Annotated in this window: 18 protein-coding genes and 1 tRNA gene; 11 read left to right on the forward strand and 8 right to left on the reverse strand. The window is 36.7% G+C overall.

Annotation, left to right across the window (positions count from 1 at the left end):
- Positions 1–33 precede the first annotated feature (33 nt).
- Positions 34–110, reverse strand: a tRNA-Met gene (locus tag ABN236_RS08430).
- Between the two features lie 293 nt (positions 111–403).
- On the opposite strand from ABN236_RS08430, the gene mltA reads away from it, so the two are divergent.
- Together mltA and tcdA are read left to right on the forward strand one after the other, a co-directional pair.
- Positions 404–1,498, forward strand: coding sequence for a murein transglycosylase A (mltA, locus tag ABN236_RS08435; protein WP_349473784.1), 1,095 nt, complete (start codon positions 404–406; stop codon positions 1,496–1,498).
- Between the two features lie 110 nt (positions 1,499–1,608).
- Positions 1,609–2,466: a tRNA cyclic N6-threonylcarbamoyladenosine(37) synthase TcdA gene (gene tcdA / locus ABN236_RS08440; protein WP_349473813.1), complete on the forward strand. Its 858-nt coding sequence runs from the start codon at positions 1,609–1,611 to the stop codon at positions 2,464–2,466.
- A gap of 254 nt (positions 2,467–2,720) precedes the next feature.
- Here the strand turns inward: tcdA and csdE are convergent, their stop codons facing one another.
- Together csdE and csdA are read right to left on the reverse strand one after the other, a co-directional pair.
- Positions 2,721–3,173, reverse strand: coding sequence for a cysteine desulfurase sulfur acceptor subunit CsdE (csdE, locus tag ABN236_RS08445; protein WP_349473786.1), 453 nt, complete (start codon positions 3,171–3,173; stop codon positions 2,721–2,723).
- A gap of 5 nt (positions 3,174–3,178) precedes the next feature.
- A complete protein-coding gene (gene csdA / locus ABN236_RS08450) occupies positions 3,179–4,390 on the reverse strand; it encodes a cysteine desulfurase CsdA (RefSeq protein WP_349473788.1) in 1,212 nt (403 codons plus the stop codon).
- Positions 4,391–5,052: 662 nt separating this feature from the next.
- On the opposite strand from csdA, the gene ABN236_RS08455 reads away from it, so the two are divergent.
- Genes ABN236_RS08455 through rlmM form a run of 3 tightly spaced genes read left to right on the forward strand, consistent with a single transcriptional unit; the run spans position 5,053 to position 7,502 of the window.
- Positions 5,053–5,973 carry a transcriptional regulator GcvA gene (locus ABN236_RS08455; RefSeq protein WP_023582728.1) on the forward strand — a complete coding sequence of 307 codons (921 nt, stop codon included), beginning with the start codon at positions 5,053–5,055 and terminating at the stop codon, positions 5,971–5,973.
- Between the two features lie 43 nt (positions 5,974–6,016).
- Positions 6,017–6,412: a DUF423 domain-containing protein gene (locus tag ABN236_RS08460; RefSeq protein WP_075671732.1), complete on the forward strand. Its 396-nt coding sequence runs from the start codon at positions 6,017–6,019 to the stop codon at positions 6,410–6,412.
- Positions 6,405–7,502 (forward strand): 23S rRNA (cytidine(2498)-2'-O)-methyltransferase RlmM, encoded by a 1,098-nt coding sequence (gene rlmM / locus ABN236_RS08465; protein WP_349473790.1) that lies wholly within the window; start codon positions 6,405–6,407, stop codon positions 7,500–7,502. Before ABN236_RS08460 ends, rlmM begins: the two co-directional genes overlap by 8 nt.
- A gap of 128 nt (positions 7,503–7,630) precedes the next feature.
- Here the strand turns inward: rlmM and xni are convergent, their stop codons facing one another.
- The 3 genes from xni to queF all read right to left on the reverse strand — a co-directional run bounded on the left by xni (position 7,631) and on the right by queF (position 10,691).
- Entirely contained in the window at positions 7,631–8,380 is a 750-nt protein-coding gene (xni, locus tag ABN236_RS08470) for a flap endonuclease Xni (protein ID WP_098941999.1), read from the reverse strand.
- 6 nt (positions 8,381–8,386) lie between these two features.
- Positions 8,387–9,754, reverse strand: a complete 1,368-nt coding sequence (ppnN, locus tag ABN236_RS08475) for a nucleotide 5'-monophosphate nucleosidase PpnN (protein ID WP_088494686.1) — start codon at positions 9,752–9,754, stop codon at positions 8,387–8,389.
- A gap of 91 nt (positions 9,755–9,845) precedes the next feature.
- A complete protein-coding gene (gene queF, locus ABN236_RS08480; protein ID WP_311755327.1) occupies positions 9,846–10,691 on the reverse strand; it encodes an NADPH-dependent 7-cyano-7-deazaguanine reductase QueF in 846 nt (281 codons plus the stop codon).
- A gap of 156 nt (positions 10,692–10,847) precedes the next feature.
- Here queF and syd point away from each other — a divergent pair, with 156 nt between their 5' ends.
- The 6 genes from syd to ABN236_RS08510 all read left to right on the forward strand — a co-directional run bounded on the left by syd (position 10,848) and on the right by ABN236_RS08510 (position 16,929).
- A complete protein-coding gene (gene syd, locus ABN236_RS08485) occupies positions 10,848–11,399 on the forward strand; it encodes a SecY-interacting protein (RefSeq protein ID WP_349473793.1) in 552 nt (183 codons plus the stop codon).
- Positions 11,400–11,867: 468 nt separating this feature from the next.
- Complete coding sequence (locus tag ABN236_RS08490; protein ID WP_088494689.1) at positions 11,868–12,191, forward strand: YqcC family protein; 324 nt, start codon at positions 11,868–11,870, stop codon at positions 12,189–12,191.
- A gap of 8 nt (positions 12,192–12,199) precedes the next feature.
- Entirely contained in the window at positions 12,200–12,964 is a 765-nt protein-coding gene (gene truC, locus ABN236_RS08495; RefSeq protein WP_349473795.1) for a tRNA pseudouridine(65) synthase TruC, read from the forward strand.
- A gap of 302 nt (positions 12,965–13,266) precedes the next feature.
- Positions 13,267–14,712 carry a PTS glucose transporter subunit IIBC gene (ptsG, locus tag ABN236_RS08500; RefSeq protein ID WP_088494691.1) on the forward strand — a complete coding sequence of 482 codons (1,446 nt, stop codon included), beginning with the start codon at positions 13,267–13,269 and terminating at the stop codon, positions 14,710–14,712.
- Between the two features lie 156 nt (positions 14,713–14,868).
- The gene (locus ABN236_RS08505; protein ID WP_349473797.1) at positions 14,869–16,389 is read left to right on the forward strand and encodes a hypothetical protein; all 1,521 of its coding nucleotides are present in this window, start codon (positions 14,869–14,871) and stop codon (positions 16,387–16,389) included.
- Positions 16,390–16,485: 96 nt separating this feature from the next.
- Positions 16,486–16,929: a flavodoxin gene (locus tag ABN236_RS08510; protein ID WP_349473799.1), complete on the forward strand. Its 444-nt coding sequence runs from the start codon at positions 16,486–16,488 to the stop codon at positions 16,927–16,929.
- 145 nt (positions 16,930–17,074) lie between these two features.
- Here ABN236_RS08510 and ABN236_RS08515 read toward each other — a convergent pair whose 3' ends face one another.
- Both ABN236_RS08515 and dapD read right to left on the reverse strand, forming a co-directional pair.
- Entirely contained in the window at positions 17,075–17,461 is a 387-nt protein-coding gene (locus tag ABN236_RS08515) for a DUF3461 family protein (RefSeq protein ID WP_006535910.1), read from the reverse strand.
- A gap of 70 nt (positions 17,462–17,531) precedes the next feature.
- Entirely contained in the window at positions 17,532–18,356 is an 825-nt protein-coding gene (dapD, locus tag ABN236_RS08520; RefSeq protein WP_311755330.1) for a 2,3,4,5-tetrahydropyridine-2,6-dicarboxylate N-succinyltransferase, read from the reverse strand.
- Positions 18,357–18,386 lie beyond the last annotated feature (30 nt).

The raw sequence follows: 18,386 nt of genomic DNA on the forward strand, positions 1-18,386 counted from the left end.
GCGACTGATACTATAACTTACTGCTTTGTGAATTGGTTGCGGGGGCCAGATTTGAACTGACGACCTTCGGGTTATGAGCCCGACGAGCTACCAAGCTGCTCCACCCCGCGTCTCCACAGAGGGGCACTATACTCAGGATTTACCGAGTTGCAAGTTTTTTATGAAATTTTTACAGTTTTCTTTTAAAAACGGTCAGAAATAACACATCAAGATGCAAATTTAGGCAGTTATACTCGTCATACTTCAAGGTATTTAGAATATATACTTGATGTTTAAAAGTCATATTGATTGGGTGATAATAGAAAGTCTTAGCAATCGGTATATTCATATCTTTATTGATTTTGCTTTGGTATCTTTCTAAGTCAGAATCAACACTCAAATTTAGTCATTAAGCGGGTCAAAAATGGTTACTTGGCGAAAATCGTTAATTTTAGGTATGTTAGCGCTTGCCTTGACAGGATGTCATCGTCCAACAGAGCAAGGGCAACAGTATAAAGATGGAAAGCTTAAGCAAGATCTCATTGAGGTAAGTTCGCCAAACACACAAGGTACACCCATTAATGGCCCTGATTACTTACAACAAGTAAGTCAGATAAACCAGACATCATCTCGTTTGTACAATAGTAATAAAGAAACTTATCAGGCGGTTGAAAACTGGTTACGCTCTGGTGCAGATACACGCCAATTACGTCAGTTCAACCTTTCTGCATTTCAAATGGAAGGGGTTGATAAGTACGGAAATGTTCAATTTACTGGATATTACACGCCGGTTCTTGAAGCTCGTTTAATGCCACAAGGTGAGTTTCAATACCCTCTTTATAAAATGCCAGCAAATAGTCGTTCAAAATTACCTTCTCGTGCTGCTATTTATAATGGTGCATTAAGCCAATCTTTAATTGCGGCTTACAGTAACTCCATTATGGATAACTTTATGATGGAAGTTCAGGGAAGTGGCTATGTTGATTTTGGTGATGGCAAACCTTTAACCTTCTTTGGTTATGCAGGGAAAAATGGACACCCTTACCGTAGTATTGGCAAAGTGCTTATTGATAATGGTGAAGTAGAAAGAAAAGATATGTCTATGCTCGCTATTAGAGATTGGGCTGATAAGCACAATGATGCTGAAGTAAGAAAGTTATTAGAAGAAAACCCATCATTTGTTTTTTTCAAACCAGAGCCTTTTACACCTGTTAGAGGTGCTAGTGCCATCCCACTTGTTGCACTCGCCTCTGTGGCTTCGGATAGAAGCATTATTCCAGCAGGGACGGTGTTACTGGCTGAAATTCCTGTACTTGATAATGCAGGTAATTTTACAGGTGAATATCAAATGCGTTTAATGGTGGCATTAGATGTAGGTGGTGCAATTAAAGGGCATCATTTCGATATTTATCATGGGATTGGTAAAGATGCTGGTCATATGGCAGGTTTTTATAATCACTATGGGCGAGTTTGGGTATTAAAAAAATCACAACTTAACTTATTAAACCCTTCGACATAAACATGATTGACTATTTATCTGCTCGTTATTAACGGTAAAATTATGCAAACGACATGGCTATTGATATTAATAGCCATGATTATTTCTGTTATTTAGGTTGTTATCGCATTATGCAAAATTCATTATCAGATTCATATTTACAACGCTTTTCTGGAATAGGGCGACTCTATGGGCAAAAAGCGCTGTCTTATTTTGCTCAAGCTCATATTTGTGTCGTGGGTATAGGTGGCGTCGGAAGTTGGGCCGCTGAAGCATTAGCACGCAGTGGTATTGGTGCTATCACTTTAATTGATATGGATGATGTGTGTGTAACTAACACTAATCGTCAAATACATGCGTTGAAAGAGAGTGTGGGTCAACCAAAATGTGAAGTAATGAAACAGCGTATTTTAGAAATCAATCCAGAATGCAAAGTGACTAGTATTGATGATTTTGTCACGGTGGATAATGTCGCTGAAATGATGAATAACAACTTTGATTATGTCATCGATGCAATTGATAGTGTAAGACCAAAAGCTGCATTATTAGCTTATTGCCGTCGTTATAAAATACCCGTGATCACAACAGGTGGCGCTGGTGGACAAATTGACCCAACACAAATTCAAGTGGTTGATTTAGCAAAAACAATTCAAGATCCTTTAGCTGCTAAATTAAGAGAGCGTTTGAAATCTGATTTTAATGTCGTAAAAAATAGTAAGGGAAAACTAGGGATCGATTGCGTTTTCTCAACAGAACAACTGGTTTATCCGCAGGGTGATGGAACGGTTTGCGCAGCAAAAAGTACGGCAGATGGTGTGAAACGAATGGATTGTTCAGCCGGTTTCGGTGCCGTAACGATGGTAACGGCGTCGTTTGGTTTTATTGCGGTGTCTCATGCGTTGAAGAAGATGTTAGCGAAAGCACAGCGTGCTCATGATACTCGTCATACTTCAAGCCACAGCGTTGTTGACTGTGTTCATTCGCACTAGCCACATACTCATGATACTCGTCATACTTCAAGCCACAGCGTTGTTGACCGCGTTCATTCGCACTAGTCACATACTTATGTATGCTCCTAGCGACTCAATCACTTGTCGCCTAGCTGTGACTTGAATTATTTAGAGTATCGACTTGTTATATATTAACTTATTAATAAATTTTATTTTTGATCACAGGTTATATGTTTCTAGCGACTCATTCATTTGTCGGCTAGCTGTGACTTGAATTATTTAGAGTATCAAACTTAATACTGGGAGGTGAGTGATTTCAATCGTGCGATAATCGCATTCACTCCGTCAGTGCGAGATTGGCTAATTTGATTAGCCAATCCTAATTGATCGAAAATAGCTAACATATCGATATCAGCTATTTCTTGTGCCGTTTTATTTTCAACCGTAGCTAAAATAATAGTCAGCAAGCCTTTTACAATACGACCATCACTATCACCATAAACATGGTATTTGCCGTCATTATTTAATTCGACACCAAGCCACACTCTATTTTCACAACCTTTGATCTCTTTTTCTGTTGTTTTTAATTCATCAGGTAATGCGGGTAATTTACGTGAGAGTTGAATTAATTGACGGTATTTATCTTCCCATGCTTTTGATTTTTGGAAATCCTCCAGCAAGATAGCTAAGGTAATTTCATGACCAAATGGGTGCTGAGTTGCAAGCAGAGATGTGTTGTTATTCATTTCAATTATTCATCTTTTAAGAGTGTTAGAGCAAATTTAACGGCATTAATAAAAGCATCAATATCAGTGTGTTGATTATAAGGCATAAAAGAAATGCGTAAACAGCCTGAAATATTTAATGAATCAATAAGAGGCTGCGCGCAGTGTTGTCCTGTGCGTAATGCAATATCTTTCTCTGCGATTAATGTGGCTAAATCACTGTGATGAACACCTTCGAAATTGAAAGAAACAACCGATGAGTTAGCAGCTCGGTAACTGATAAAACCATTTAGCTCACTGAGGCGCTTCTCAGCTTCATCTGCAAGTTCAATAGTATATTGGTTAGCATGATGCATATCTTGTTTTTCTAACCAGGCTAATGTGGCTGAAAATGCAATAACACCTGCAACATTAGGTGTTCCAGCTTCAAAACGCTGAGGAATAGGCGCTGGAGTAAAACCATCAAATGTCACGTTAGTTAGCATCTTTCCGCCACCATGCCAAGGCGCCATCGCTTCTAAAAGCTCACGTTTACCATAACAAATACCTAATCCATTAGGACCATAAAGTTTATGAGCAGAAAAGACATAGAAGTCGATATCGAGCGCGGTGACATCGGTTGGGTGATGAGCAATACCTTGTGCACCATCGACAACCAGTAAGCAATTATCATATTGGTGAACACATTGAGACACTTTATCTAATGCGATTTGAGCGCCTGTCACATTCGACATTTGGCTAACGGCGACAATTCGTGTCTGTTTATTGATTAAAGCATTTAAGCTATCAATTGAAGGTAAAAAATTATCCTCTATTGCCCAGCGGATCACGCGTGCACCTGTTTGTTCGGCTAGCATCAACCAAGGTATAAGGTTTGCATGATGTTCTTGCTCACTAACAATTATTTCATCACCGGCTTGCAAGCGTGGACGAAAATAGCCTTGAGCAATAAAGTTGAGTGATTCTGTGGTGCCTTTTGTCCAAATAATCGTATCACTATCAGTACTATTGATTAATTCGGCAACTTGTTGACGCGTCGCCTCATATTGTTGCGTTGTCTCTTTAGCATGTTGATATTGGCTACGGTGAACAGTCGCAAAATTATAGCGATAAAACGCATCTGAGGCCTCTATCATGGAGAGAGGCTTTAATGCAGTCGCTGCGCTATCGAGATAAATAGTCTTTTCTTTAAGAGCAGGAAATTGTTGTCGAAATAAATCAGGTGAAAATACGTTCATAGTTAGGCTGTATTGGTAGACGAATAAATTTTCGCGATTTGTCGTTAAAAATAGGGCGTATAGATTATACGGTTAATTATATTTATTTATAACGGAAACCTGAGAGCATCCGTTTGCTATGAGTTATTGTGTCCATAATAACACGATTAAGATGATGAAAGTTCACTCAATAAAAAATCACTGAGATCAGATTAATATCCTACTTTTTCTTGTTTTAATTTATTGGGGATAATTTATGGCGAGTTTTTTAGAATAATGATGATAACTTCATTATAAAAAATGGATGAAAACATCAAAATGGTGTGTGTGAGTAATTAAAAAGTAGATAAAAATAGGGAATAAAAAAAGCACCGCCTTGGCGGTGCACTATAAAATCACTATGGACAGACAGGGTAAATGTACAGGAAGTGAAAAAAAACAGTAGCATCAGCTACTAAGTCTGGAATTTCCAGACAACTTGCAAACACAACATCACAACCACAAAGCCAAAAGTTTTGCAGTATTACTACTACACAACTTTTCGTTCCGGCTTAGGAAGTGCGCTTACTATAGGTATTTACTGGCTAATCATCAAGGGACAATTTATAATGCTTCGCATAAAAAAAACTAATGATGAAAGTTAGGGTCTACTAATAGCCAAAATAGGGGTTTAAGAACCGAATATGTCTAAACGTTTACCGCCATTAAATGCGCTTAGGGTTTTTGATTCAGCGGCACGTCATTTAAGTTTTACTAAAGCCGCTGAAGAATTATTTGTGACACAAGCAGCAGTGAGCCACCAAATTAAAACATTAGAAGAATTCCTTGGGCTAAAATTATTTAGAAGGCGCAACCGCTCTCTTTTATTAACAGAAGAAGGGCAGAGTTATTACCTCGATATTAAGGAAATCTTTTCATCAATTAACGAGGCAACTCGCAAATTATTAGCTCGAAGCGCGAAAGGCGCACTTACCGTTAGCCTTTCTCCAAGTTTTGCTATTCAATGGTTAGTACCACGGTTATCCGGATTTAACCAAGCTTATCCGGGGATTGATGTGCGAATTCAGGCTGTTGATAGAGAAGAAGATAAGCTGGCTGACGATGTTGATGTAGCCATTTTTTATGGTCGAGGAAATTGGACTGGGTTACGTACAGACCGTCTTTATGCGGAATATTTAATTCCTGTTTGTGCGCCATCTTTACTTACAGGTGAAAAACCACTAAAAACCCCATCCGATCTGATTTATCATACACTGCTGCATGATACATCTCGTCGAGATTGGCAAGCTTATGTACGTCAATTAGAGATACAAAATCAGATTAATGTGCAACAAGGGCCTATTTTTAGCCATAGTTCAATGGTGATACAGGCTGCTGTACATGGACAAGGCGTTGCATTAGTTAATAATGTAATGGCTCGTAGTGAAATAGAATCAGGTCGATTAGTAAGACCTTTTCCAGATGTCCTTGTTAGTAAAAATGCATTTTATTTAGTTTGCCAAGATAGTCAGGCTGAATTGGGTAAAATTGCGGCTTTTCGCCAATGGATTTTATCTCAAGCAGCGAATGAGCAAGAAAAGCTGGGTTTACTGACATCATCTTAATATTGCGATTGGCAAATATCTTCTAAATAGGAAGGAATAAACAGTGAATAGTCGTACATTGCTTATGTTTTCCGCGATTAGTGGCTTCTTTTATGTTGCTTTTGGTGCATTTGCAACTCATAAGCTAGCACCTCATTTATCGCCACAACATTGGGATTACATTCAGTTAGCGATGCGCTACCAAATCGTCCATACCTTATTACTTGTCGGGATAGCGGCAATGTTAATGCGTAAAACCATTTTATGGTTTTATTGGGCAGGTATTTTCTTTGGTGTTGGTATTCTACTTTTCAGTGGTAGCCTTTATTGTATGGCGCTAACACAAGTTAGATTGTTATCTTATTTTACGCCAATTGGTGGATTTAGTTTTCTTATTGGTTGGGCTTTAATTTTTATTGGCGCTTTGCGTCTAAGGGCACCGGCGTCTCGCCATGAATAAAGTTGCATTATATTGTCGCCAAGGTTTTGAAAAAGAGTGCGCGGCTGAGATTACGGATAAAGCAGGTCAAATCGGCGTTTACGGTTTTCCTCGTGTTAAAGAGGGAAGTGGTTATGTGATCTTTGAATGTTACCAAGAAGGTGATGCAGACAAGATCGCGCGTGAAGTGAGTTTTCGTGAATTAATTTTTGCTCGTCAGATGTTTGTGACAGGTGAGTTACTTAAAGATTTACCGCCAGAAGATAGAATTACACCCATTGTTGGAATGCTAAAAGGTGCTGTTGAAAAAGCGGGTGAATTGCGAGTTGAAGTTGCAGACACTAACGAAAGCAAGGAATTATTAAAATTCTGCCGTAAATTTACGGTGCCATTACGTAATCATTTACGTAATGAGAAAATTTTGCTGAAAGTTGAGAATTTTAGCCGTCCTATTATCCATGTGTTTTTTATTGCACCAGGATGTTGTTATGTTGGCTATTCTTATAGCTTCAATAATTCCGCATTCTATATGGGTATTCCTCGATTAAAATTCCCATCTGATGCACCAAGTCGTTCGACACTGAAACTTGAAGAAGCATTTCATATTTTCATTCCTTATGACGAGTGGGAAGAGCGTTTAGCAAGCGGAATGAAAGCGGTCGATTTAGGTGCATGCCCCGGTGGTTGGACATATCAATTAGTGAAGCGCAGCATGATGGTACATGCTGTTGATAATGGTCCAATGGCACAATCTTTAATGGATACGGGGCAAGTTCGTCACCACCAAGTTGATGGTTTTAAATTTGAACCTACATCTAAAAATATCACATGGCTTGTTTGTGATATGGTTGAAAAGCCAGCTAAAGTGGCAGCATTAATGACGACTTGGATTGCTAATGAATGGTGTCGAGAAGCTATCTTTAACCTAAAACTGCCAATGAAAAAGCGTTATGAGGAAGTTTCTCATATCCTTGAAAAAATAAAGTCAGAGTTAGCGGAAAAAGGGATCAACGTTAAGATCCAAGCTAAGCACCTTTATCATGATAGAGAAGAGATCACGGTTCATATCCAAAATATTTGGGCTGCTTATCGACCAGACCGTGAATTCTAAAAACACTTAAAGTACATCGAGTTATCGATGAAAATAAAAGGCGAAGCTTCTATTTATAAGCTTCGCTTTTTTTAATGGCTAGTTATTTAAAAATATCAGTGAGTTGAGCCTTAATGATAAGAACTTGGCTATTTTAAACGTAACTGTTGTAGATTGCCGTTTAATTGAATATCAGTACGCAATGTGGTGATTTTCCGACTAATAAATGCAGACTCTTTATGGGTAATCAGTTTGTTTTGCCATTTAGTAGGGACATCATCAATATGTTGATAAAGCGATTCTAGATCTGGGTGAATTTGTAAAAGCTCAGTGGCACTTTTCGGTCCAATACCGGGGACACCTGCCACTTTACTGCTACTGACTCCCGTTAATCCCCAATAGTCGGTAAGTTGAGATGGTTCGACACCAAATTCAGCTCTAATAAACTCTAAATCTAACCAGCGTCGCTGAAAATAATCACGTATACGAATAGAGGGCGAAAGTAATTGGCAATAACCTTTGTCCGTTGAAATAATCGTGACTCGAAAACCTGCACTTGCTACTTTGGTTGCCAATGTTGCAGCAACGTCATCTGCTTCATCACCGCCCGAGTGCCAGCTCTGTATTCCTAAATTAAGCAACATGGCTTTAATTTCAGGTAATTGTTGTCGCAAGTCATCAGGCATTGGTGTGCGACCCGCTTTATAATCAGGTAAGAGTTGGTGTCGCCAACTACCGTCTCTGTCATCTTCATCAAAGACCGCTACGGCATGAGTAGGTTGTGTGTGCCCAAGTAGTTGGTTGACGCTCTGTTCACACACAGTCTGGCAGGAAGAACCTGATGCCGCATGAATGCGGCGGATCAGGTTTAAAGCATCAATAATCAGCAAATGTATCATAATAAATTAGCTGATAATCTCGTAACATGGTTGGTAAGCTGTACCGCCCGGAAGTTTCATACGATGTTGCTCAACAAAGCCCGCCAATAAAATATCCATGCGACGCATAATTTCACGATCACCATGAATTTTATAAGGGCCGTAAGCTTCAATCGCCTTCATACCCACTTCTTTTACGTTACCTGCAACAATACCCGAGAACGCACGACGTAAATCAGCCGCTAATTTTTCAGGTGATTGATCGGTACTTAAGTTAAGCGATGCCATATTTTCATGTGTTGGTTCAAAAGGATGCTGTAAATCAGCATTGATCTTCATTGACCAGTTAAAGCTATAAGCATCACCAGTACTGCGACGATTATCTTTTACCAACGGCATGTATTTTTTCATGATACGAGCAACTTCAGGTGCATCATCAATAATAATTTGATAATGGCGTCGAGCTTCGTCACCTAATGTGTTTGCGATAAAATCATCTAGTACATTAAAGTAGTCTGCACTCTCTTTAGGGCCAGTTAAAATCAGTGGTAACACTTGGTCTTGGTTTTCTGGTGACATAAGAATACCAAGCAGATACAGCAATTCTTCTGCTGTTCCTACACCACCTGGGAAAATAATAATCCCGTGTCCAATTCGAACGAACGATTCCAGACGTTTTTCAATATCTGGCATAATGATCAGTTCGTTAACTAATGGATTTGGTGGCTCAGCTGCAATGATTGAAGGCTCTGTCATACCAATAAAACGGCTATTTTTATAACGTTGTTGAGCATGGCCAACGGCAGCTCCTTTCATTGGTGCTTCCATCGCACCAGGCCCACAGCCTGTGCAGATATTGAGTTCACGTAACCCTAATTCGTTACCTACTTTTCTGCCGTAAAGGTACTCAGTTTCATTAATTGAGTGACCACCCCAGCAAACGATCATATTAGGATCTTCATCAATATGAAGGGCTCGTGCATTGCGCAAAATCGAGAAAATAGTATTAGTGATGTGAGTACTATTTTCTAAGTTCAGGTGAAGATCACGCTTTGCTGTTGTGATTTGCCCATGAACAAACAATATGTCACGAAGCACTGCAAATAAGTTAGCTTGTAGTGAGCGAATAATTTTTCCGTCAACAAAGGCGTCTTCAGGAGGATTGACTAACTCTAGTTTTACGCCACGTTCACGGCGCAGTACGTTAATATCAAAATCTTGGTATTTAGATAACAGTTCTTTACTACTATCAGTAAGGCTACCAGAGTTGAGAACAGCGAGAGAACAATTGCGAAACAGCTGATAAAGATCACTGCTTGCGGTTCTCTTTAGCATATCAACTTCTAGCTGTGAAAGCAGATCCATGGAACCTAATGGGCTGACATGAGTTATCACGTAGGACTCCTTTTTCTCCTGAAATAACAAACTGAAGTACAACTGATCTTGGTATAACACAGATCATATTAACATACAGGCATTATTCCCGTTATTGTCTGGCTAATCGACTAATTTCTGGAACAAACTCACAATTACTACGCCAAGGATTGATGTCTAATCCACCGCGTCGCGTATATCTTGCATAAACAGTTAATGTTTCTGGTGCACATAATTGCATGATATCGTGGAAAATTCGCTCAACACACTGTTCATGAAATTCGTTGTGTTGTCTAAATGAAACTAAATAGCGCAGTAGTTTTTCACGATCAATCTTTTTACCCTTATATTGAATAGCGACTGATCCCCAATCTGGTTGATTGGTAATAAGGCAATTTGATTTTAACAGATGGCTGACAAGGGTTTCTTCAACTTGTTTATCGGTTGTTGATTCGTTTAACCATTGCACATCAAACTGATAATTATCGATTTCAATATCTTGTTCATCAATACACTCTCCAGCAAAATCAACAATAGGTTGTGATGTAAAATGCGAAAGTGGATAAACGGTCAGATTAACTTTGCCTTTAGCACAAGTTGTTAAATCTTTAAGTAATGTTTTTTCGACGATATCCCAACTTTCAAAACGAGTCTGATTAAAACTGTTGAGATATAATTTAAAACTTTTAGATTCAATAAGGTTTTCAGTGGTTGCATCTAATTCAACATGACCAATAGCGACTTGTGGTAAGCCTTTGCTATTAAGCCATGAGAGCTCATACATAGTCCAAATATCACCACCATGAAAAGGTAAATTTTCAGCAGTTAAAGAGAGTGAATCTCTATTTAGGCTACGTGGTACACCTTGCAATAATCCGGCATCATATTGATCATGATATTGAGTCTCTTTGCCCAGAGATAATGCTTCAAGAGATTTATCACCTTGATATAAAGACATAACTTACATCCTAACTTTAACTGAAAATAAAAGAAGGCTAATTATACTATTGAAACATCAATAGTATATGAATGCTTTATTTTTGATGCTCTGAATTAGTGAGATAATCAGGTAACATAAAGGAAATTCTTATTTAAATAGATAAAACAGATAATCATGACTGAAAACATCTCCTCTGAATTAAAAGCCTTTACGCAAAAATATGTTGATTTATGGCAAGAAAAATCAGGCTTACCTCCTGCAAGTGAAGATCTTTATGGTGTTCCTTCTATTTGTATATCAAGAACAGGTGATGAAGTTGTTTACTGGTTACCGCAGCCTTTTGTAGGAACAGATAAACTAGAAAAAGTTGAAAAGGCGATGGGAATTATTATTCGTCCTGAATTGCACGATTACTTTACCACTCAGTATGCTGGTGATATGCAAGTTCGTTTTAGAGAGGTAGATTTCAGCTTGATCCAAGTGTGGAGTGAAGAAGATTTTATTCGCTTACAAGAAAATATTATTGGTCATTTAGTGACACAAAAACGTTTGAAACTTACACCCACATTGTTTATTGGCACCACAAATTCAGAGAATGAAATAATTTCAGTGTGTAATGTTTCCGGTGAAGTCATTCTTGAAACTTTCGGCAAAAAGAAAAGAGAAGTTTTAGCTGAAAATTTATCTCTTTTTCTATCAGAATTAGTTGCTGTATATAATGACTGACGTGCTCTATAAACCTTTTTTCTTGTGAGATATATCTTACAAAAAAGAGTGTGTTTTTTTATCAAAAAGATGTCACTGAAAAAATAAAATTGATTTATTTAAGTAGAGCAATAAGTTATTAACTTATTGTTTTTATTTATAGTTATAGCGTTTTAATTGTTTCTGTTTTGTGGGTTGTTTAACTAATCAATTATTGGCATTCTACGTCCACCAACTAAGGGACTGCTTGGTGACCGATAAAATGTAGAGTAATCAAGGACACAGGAAATAGGATATTTCCATTAATGTGGATACGGACTTAATCACAGGGATAGATAAAAACGGTCTTGCTTGGATGCACGTGTTGTACAGACAACTATTTTTTTCTTGTCTAAAAAGGAGTTTCGGCTCCTTTTATTTTTTTATTTGTTTTCTGCTATTCCATCCCAATGTTATCCTTATTCGTAAGTTTTATATAAGGGATAAATGATGACACCAGAACAACGCATTTTAGCGAAATTGCTCTTGATTGAAGAAGAGATGAAGAACATTGAGCTATGGCAATTAGAATCTCCTACTGAACAAGCATTTGAAAGTGTTGAGCCTTTCTGTATTGATACAATGAGTGCTCATGAATGGCTACAGTGGGTATTAATTCCGCGATTGTCATCGATGATTGAACGCGAAATGCCATTACCTAATACATTTGCAATCGCACCTTATTACGAAGAAGCATTTAAAGAAGATAAGAGCCGAGATGTTACTGATTTACTCAATCATTTGCGTGAACTTGACGCAATGTTTAAATCATAAGGCCGATAATGCTAGATATTATTTATCAAGATGAACATCTTGTTGCGGTGAATAAACCTGCGGGTTGGCTTGTTCACCGCAGTTGGCTAGATAGACATGAAACAGTGTTTGTTATGCAGACATTAAGAGATCAAATTGGGCAACATGTTTTCCCTGTGCATCGTCTAGATAGGCCTACTTCAGGTGTTTTATTAATGGCACTTTCTTCTGATGTTGCTAGAGTACTTTCTCAATCTTTTGAACAACATAAAACAGAAAAAATTTATCATGCTGTTGTTCGAGGGTATGTTGAAGAGGCATCTGTTATAGATAGTCCTTTGGTCGAGGAACTCGATAAAATTGCAGATAAATTTGCAACTCAACCCCCACAAATTCAAGATTGCGTAACACATTGCCAGCCATTAGGAACTGTTGAAAAAGAGGTTGCGATTGGGCGCTACCCTACATCTCGATTTAGCCTATTAGAGCTACGCCCTGAAACGGGTCGCAAGCATCAATTACGTCGCCATATGTCTCATATTCGACACCCGATTATCGGTGATACCGCTCATGGTGATTTACGTCAAAACCGTGGTATTGTAAATCATTTTCAATCTCATCGCTTGATGTTACATGCAAGCCATCTAAACTTAATTCATCCAATTACATTGCAGCCACTTAACTTAACAGCTAAATGGGATCTGCCTTGGCAACACCTTATTAATCAATTTGGTTGGCGTGGATTAAGGCCTGAATTAGAGCAGTATGGTGAAGATTTAGCTCATCATTTTTAATTCCTTTCTTATTTTAAATATTGCTTTCAATACGTGACTATCAAGGCTTTTTTACTTAAGTCTTGATGGTTTGCGCAAATTTATAATTTATTTTAACTGTTTGTAAAATATATAATTCTATTAATTGATCTGATTACATGTTTTGAAACGTGACAGCTATCATGTATTCATCAAGCGATTTATTTTATGATGTGAAATAAATAAGGCTTATCATTAGATAAGTTTATGAAATAAAGCCCACACTACTTTAAACAAATAAAAACTTACAACATATAAAAACCCACATTCCGGGAGTCTGCTTGATGTTTAAAAACCTATTTGTTGTTTTACAAAAAATCGGAAAGTCCTTGATGTTACCGGTATCCGTACTGCCTATTGCCGGTATTTTATTAGGGGTTGGTTCCGCTGATCTTTCATGGATACCTTCTTCTGTCTCTCAAGTTATGGCAGAGGCTGGTGGTTCGGTTTTCTCTAATATGCCACTTATTTTTGCTATTGGTGTTGCGTTAGGTTTTACCAATAATGACGGGGTATCAGCACTAGCCTCTGTAGTTGCTTACGGTATCATGTCTAAAACCATGATTGTGGTTGCTCCTTGGGTTTTAGGTTTAACTCCAGCAGAAATTGAGGCTCAACACCTTACTGACACAGGGGTGTTAGGGGGGATTATTGCAGGTATTATTGCCGCCTCTATGTTTAACCGTTTTTATCGAATCAAATTACCTGAGTATTTAGGATTTTTTGCAGGAAAACGTTTTGTTCCTATTATTTCAGGATTGATCGCCATTTTTGTTGGGATTATTTTAGCCTTTATTTGGCCTCCTATTGGTACAGCAATCCAGCGTTTTTCTGAATGGGCTGCGTATCAAAATCCTGCTGTTGCTTTTGGTATTTACGGTGTTGTAGAGCGTGGATTAGTGCCATTTGGTTTACACCATATCTGGAATGTGCCGTTCCAAATGCAAGTGGGTGAGTACGTAAATAGTGCAGGACAAGTCTTCCACGGTGATATTCCTCGCTATATGGCTGGTGACCCAACTGCGGGTATGTTATCAGGTGGTTTTCTATTTAAGATGTTTGGTTTACCTGCTGCTGCTATTGCGATTTGGCATTCAGCACGCCCTGAGAATCGTGTAAAAGTGGGTGGTATCATGATTTCTGCGGCATTAACTGCCTTCTTAACAGGGATCACTGAACCTATCGAATTCTCATTTATGTTTGTGGCACCTATTCTTTATGTAATTCACGCTATTTTAGCAGGCTTAGCATTTGTTATTTGTATCTTGTTAGGTATGCGTGATGGTACAAGTTTCTCTCATGGATTAATTGACTTTATCGTACTAAGTGGCAACAGCAGCAAACTGTATCTGTTCCCGATTATTGGCATACTTTACGCGATAACTTATTACTCTATTTTCCGCTTTTTAATCGTGAAACTAAATCTGAAAACTCCAGGTCGAGAAGTGGAAGATAAAAATGCGAAACAAGCGGATAAAAGCGCGATGGGACAATCTTTAGTCACTGCATTTGGTGGTAAAGACAATATCAGTAGTTTGGATGCTTGTATTACTCGTTTACGTATTGGTGTTAAAGAAATTGAAAAAGTCGATCGTGAAGAATTAAAACGATTGGGAGCAGCTGGTGTGGTGGTTGTTGGTTCTGGTATTCAGGCTATTTTTGGCCCTAAGTCAGATAATCTAAAAACTGAAATGGATGAATATATAAGGTCTTTGGATTCAGGGGAATAATAGGTAGCACGTTAAATGATAAAAACACCTTTATTTTTATAAATAAAGGTGTTTTTTATATATTATCAACGATGTAAATATAATTATTTTTTAAAATTATTTTTCATCATTCAATAGTATTGTTTCTATCACTTTGAATGAATAGAGAAATAATTGATGAAAATATCCTTTAATGACCTAGTGAACAGTTTGTTTGTAAATCATAAAAAAGAAAGTACAAAATTTTTACTTTCGAATGAGATAACGGAATGTTTAAATACATTAACTAAAGATGATTTTTTTGTTTTAGAGGGTAAAGGAAAAGATACAGGGAAAAATATTTATATAGATAAAGCTTTTTTCCATAAAATGGAAAGTGAGCTTATTAATCTCATAAAAGATTACACTAAAGATAATTTATATCATTTGGCGAAGGTTCTTTCAGTGAATGATGTTCATAAAGTTAACTCTCCTCTTATTCGCGAAGATAAGGAATTCTTTTCATTTTTAAATTTAGATTCACTCGGTAATGTGCGAGATTTCATTTCTAAATTAATAAAAAAAACAAATTCTTCTACTCTAAAAGATAATATCTTTAATAAAGATAAATGCCCAACTATACATATGCTTTTTAAAAAAGAATTATTAGCCAAGGCTGAGATTAAATCATTATCTCAATTAGTTAAAGAACTTAGTAATAAAACACGTGAGTTAAACCCAGGATGTGAATTACCCTATCAACTAGATAATCAAAATAATATACTTTTAGTTAAGCTTGGGGATCTAGAGGCTGCTAATTATGGTGTTCAATCTAATGACAAGCCTTATCAATACTCAGGTGGATCTAGCGATAGAAAAAATAATTTAGAGAAAATAAAAAATATTATTATAGAATTTGAAATTCATTTTAACTTTCTTAATGAGTATCTTAGGCAGTATCATGAAGTAGTAGATAATAGCTGTTTTTTTGAAAATGTTAAGGGAATTAATGATATTTCCAATTTTATTGATGGTAATGTAATTGAAAATATAAAAGAAACACATTATAAGAATGATAATTTACTTTCGTTCACTAATGAATTGGTTGATTCTTTTAATAAATTTCATAGTAATCATAAAGAATTGGATTCATTTTATCAAAAAAATATTTTTAATGTTAATGATGATGCTATTGAAAATTTAGATTTAGATAATTTAGAACACAAACTGAAACAGCTGAAATCTAATACAGATTTTTTGAAAAAAAAGATAGAGTCATTAAATGATTTCTCTACATGTGTCGAACAGTGTAATAATGAATTTAGAAATAAGCTTTATCATTTGAAAAGTAATAGTAAAAAGATAGTTTGTGATTCAATAATTAAAGTTAAGGAAAAAACAAATGAATGCTTATCATTATTAGATGATTTTATAAAAAGAAAGGAAACGGGTTTTTTATCTAAAGTATATAAATTATTCTTTCCTAAAAAATATAATAAGTCTTTGAATTTATTAACTGACTATAAGCGTGAAATTAATAAGATATCATCTTATCTTGATAATTATAAAGAAGAAGGTAAATGTTTGTCTATTAATGATGTTGGTTTAATAGTTACATCAAGTTTATCTAAAATAAATTACCCTGATAGTTTATTTGGTTATTTATATGGAGAAAAGAGAAAATGTGATAATTTTATTCAGTCTCTTTTTAAAAAATAATGAATAAATTTATTTCTATTGAGAATGAATTGAAAATATTATATGTTTGATGTTTAGTTTGTAATTTATCAAATAATATTAATTGGATTAAATATTATGGCTAAAATCGGCATTTTTGTAGGTACAGTTTATGGTAATGCATTAGCAGTTGCTGAAGAAGCTCAACGCATTTTACTTGAACATAAACACCAAACTAATGTTTATGAAGAAGGTACGTTTGCGGATTGGGAAAAATATTCGATAGTCCTTGTGATAACGTCAAGTACAGGGCAAGGTGATCTACCTGATACCATTGCACCTTTATTTCATGAACTGCGTGATAATGTAGGATATCAGCCAAATCTAAGCTATGGTTTGATTGCTTTAGGTGATAGTAGTTATGACTATTTTTGTGGTGCAGGAATGAAATTTGATGAGTTGTTACAAGAGCACCAAGCAAAGCGTATCGGCGAAATATTAAAAATAGACGGCATGGATGTTGCTGAGCCAGAAGTATTTGCAATAGATTGGCTTGAAAACTGGGTGAAGCTATTAGATTAAATAGAAAATAATCCAATATTTAATTGGTTAACAAAATAATGAATAATATTTTTGATTTTAAAACACCGCTTATTTCTGTTTTATACAGTAAGTAAGCGGTGTTTTTTATAAACCTAATCTGCATATTGGCTAAAATTGCCTGTTATTAACGGCGAGTCAGCTTTTCTAAGTCGGCTTCAATTTCAGCAATTTTATTTGCGACAACATGCTCAAGGTGGCGCAAGTCATCTAGGATTTTGTGTTTTAAATCGACTTCTACTTGGTCTTGTTGGCAAATTTGATCTAATTCTTCAATCACATAACGTAAGTTAGTATTGATTTCATTTACTTCTTTAAAGCCTTGTCCTGACTGACCATCAGAAATCGTTTTACGTTGGCGCGGATATTTAAATTTTACGCTTTTTGCAAAGAATTCACCTTTATCTTTGCGAAAATAGATTTTTAAAATATCGTTGTTAGCTTCTTGGCGTAGGGTATAGCGGTCAATATCTTCAGGATGCGGGATCCCTAAATTTTTTAAATTATCGTACATATATTGGCACCTGATAGAAAGATGAATGAAAGAATAGCGAACAGAATTAATTCTATCCGCTGTTCTTATATTAGTCGATAGTTCTTAACAATTCATTAATACCAACTTTCCCACGTGTTTTAGCATCAACTTTTTTCACGATCACGGCACAGTAAAGGCTGTAGCTTCCATCTTTAGAGGGTAAATTTCCTGACACAACAACAGAGCCAGCAGGGACTCTGCCATAATGCACTTCACCTGTTTCTCTGTCATAAATTTTAGTACTTTGACCAATATAAACACCCATTGAAATAACAGCGCCTTCTTCGACAATGACCCCCTCAACAATTTCAGAACGAGCACCAATAAAGCAGTTATCTTCAATAATGGTTGGATTTGCTTGTAGTGGTTCTAAAACACCACCGATGCCAACACCACCAGAGAGATGGACATTTTTACCGATCTGAGCACATGAACCTACGGTTGCCCATGTATCAACCATGCTGCCTTCATCGACGTAAGCACCAATGTTGACATAAGATGGCATTAAAACAGTGTTGCGAGCGATGTAAGCCCCTTGTCTAACGGCAGCAGGAGGAACAACACGAAAACCTTCTTTTTCAAAACGTGCTTGATCGTAATCAGCGAACTTCATAGGCACTTTGTCAAAATAGCGACTTTCACTGCCATCTATCACTTGATTGTGATTAATACGAAAAGAGAGTAGAACCGCTTTTTTTAACCATTGATGAGTCACCCACTGACCGTCAATTTTTTCTGCGACACGCAGTTTTCCGCTGTCTAGCAGTGCAATAACGCTATTAATAGCATCACGAATATGAGGCTCAACGTTGTTTGGTGTGATATCTGCACGATGTTCGAAGGCGTTATCAATAATAGTTTGTAATGCTTGCATCAATAGTATTTCCTATATGTATTGTCGTGG

This window comes from Proteus sp. fly-1013 (assembly GCF_040140245.1).
Taxonomy (GTDB): domain Bacteria; phylum Pseudomonadota; class Gammaproteobacteria; order Enterobacterales; family Enterobacteriaceae; genus Proteus; species Proteus mirabilis_B.

Excerpts from the sequence above, each read along its gene's own strand:
- ABN236_RS08490 (WP_088494689.1), top strand. The coding sequence starts at position 11,868 with ATGACACCAGAACAACGCATTTTAGCGAAATTGCTCTTGATTGAAGAA.
- truC (WP_349473795.1), top strand. The coding sequence starts at position 12,200 with ATGCTAGATATTATTTATCAAGATGAACATCTTGTTGCGGTGAATAAA.
- tcdA (WP_349473813.1), top strand. The coding sequence starts at position 1,609 with ATGCAAAATTCATTATCAGATTCATATTTACAACGCTTTTCTGGAATA.
- csdA (WP_349473788.1), bottom strand. The coding sequence starts at position 4,390 with ATGAACGTATTTTCACCTGATTTATTTCGACAACAATTTCCTGCTCTT.
- dapD (WP_311755330.1), bottom strand. The coding sequence starts at position 18,356 with ATGCAAGCATTACAAACTATTATTGATAACGCCTTCGAACATCGTGCA.
- ptsG (WP_088494691.1), top strand. The coding sequence starts at position 13,267 with ATGTTTAAAAACCTATTTGTTGTTTTACAAAAAATCGGAAAGTCCTTG.
- ABN236_RS08515 (WP_006535910.1), bottom strand. The coding sequence starts at position 17,461 with ATGTACGATAATTTAAAAAATTTAGGGATCCCGCATCCTGAAGATATT.
- ABN236_RS08455 (WP_023582728.1), top strand. The coding sequence starts at position 5,053 with ATGTCTAAACGTTTACCGCCATTAAATGCGCTTAGGGTTTTTGATTCA.
- mltA (WP_349473784.1), top strand. The coding sequence starts at position 404 with ATGGTTACTTGGCGAAAATCGTTAATTTTAGGTATGTTAGCGCTTGCC.
- rlmM (WP_349473790.1), top strand. The coding sequence starts at position 6,405 with ATGAATAAAGTTGCATTATATTGTCGCCAAGGTTTTGAAAAAGAGTGC.
- syd (WP_349473793.1), top strand. The coding sequence starts at position 10,848 with ATGACTGAAAACATCTCCTCTGAATTAAAAGCCTTTACGCAAAAATAT.
- ABN236_RS08510 (WP_349473799.1), top strand. The coding sequence starts at position 16,486 with ATGGCTAAAATCGGCATTTTTGTAGGTACAGTTTATGGTAATGCATTA.
- queF (WP_311755327.1), bottom strand. The coding sequence starts at position 10,691 with ATGTCTTTATATCAAGGTGATAAATCTCTTGAAGCATTATCTCTGGGC.
- ABN236_RS08505 (WP_349473797.1), top strand. The coding sequence starts at position 14,869 with ATGAAAATATCCTTTAATGACCTAGTGAACAGTTTGTTTGTAAATCAT.
- csdE (WP_349473786.1), bottom strand. The coding sequence starts at position 3,173 with ATGAATAACAACACATCTCTGCTTGCAACTCAGCACCCATTTGGTCAT.
- xni (WP_098941999.1), bottom strand. The coding sequence starts at position 8,380 with ATGATACATTTGCTGATTATTGATGCTTTAAACCTGATCCGCCGCATT.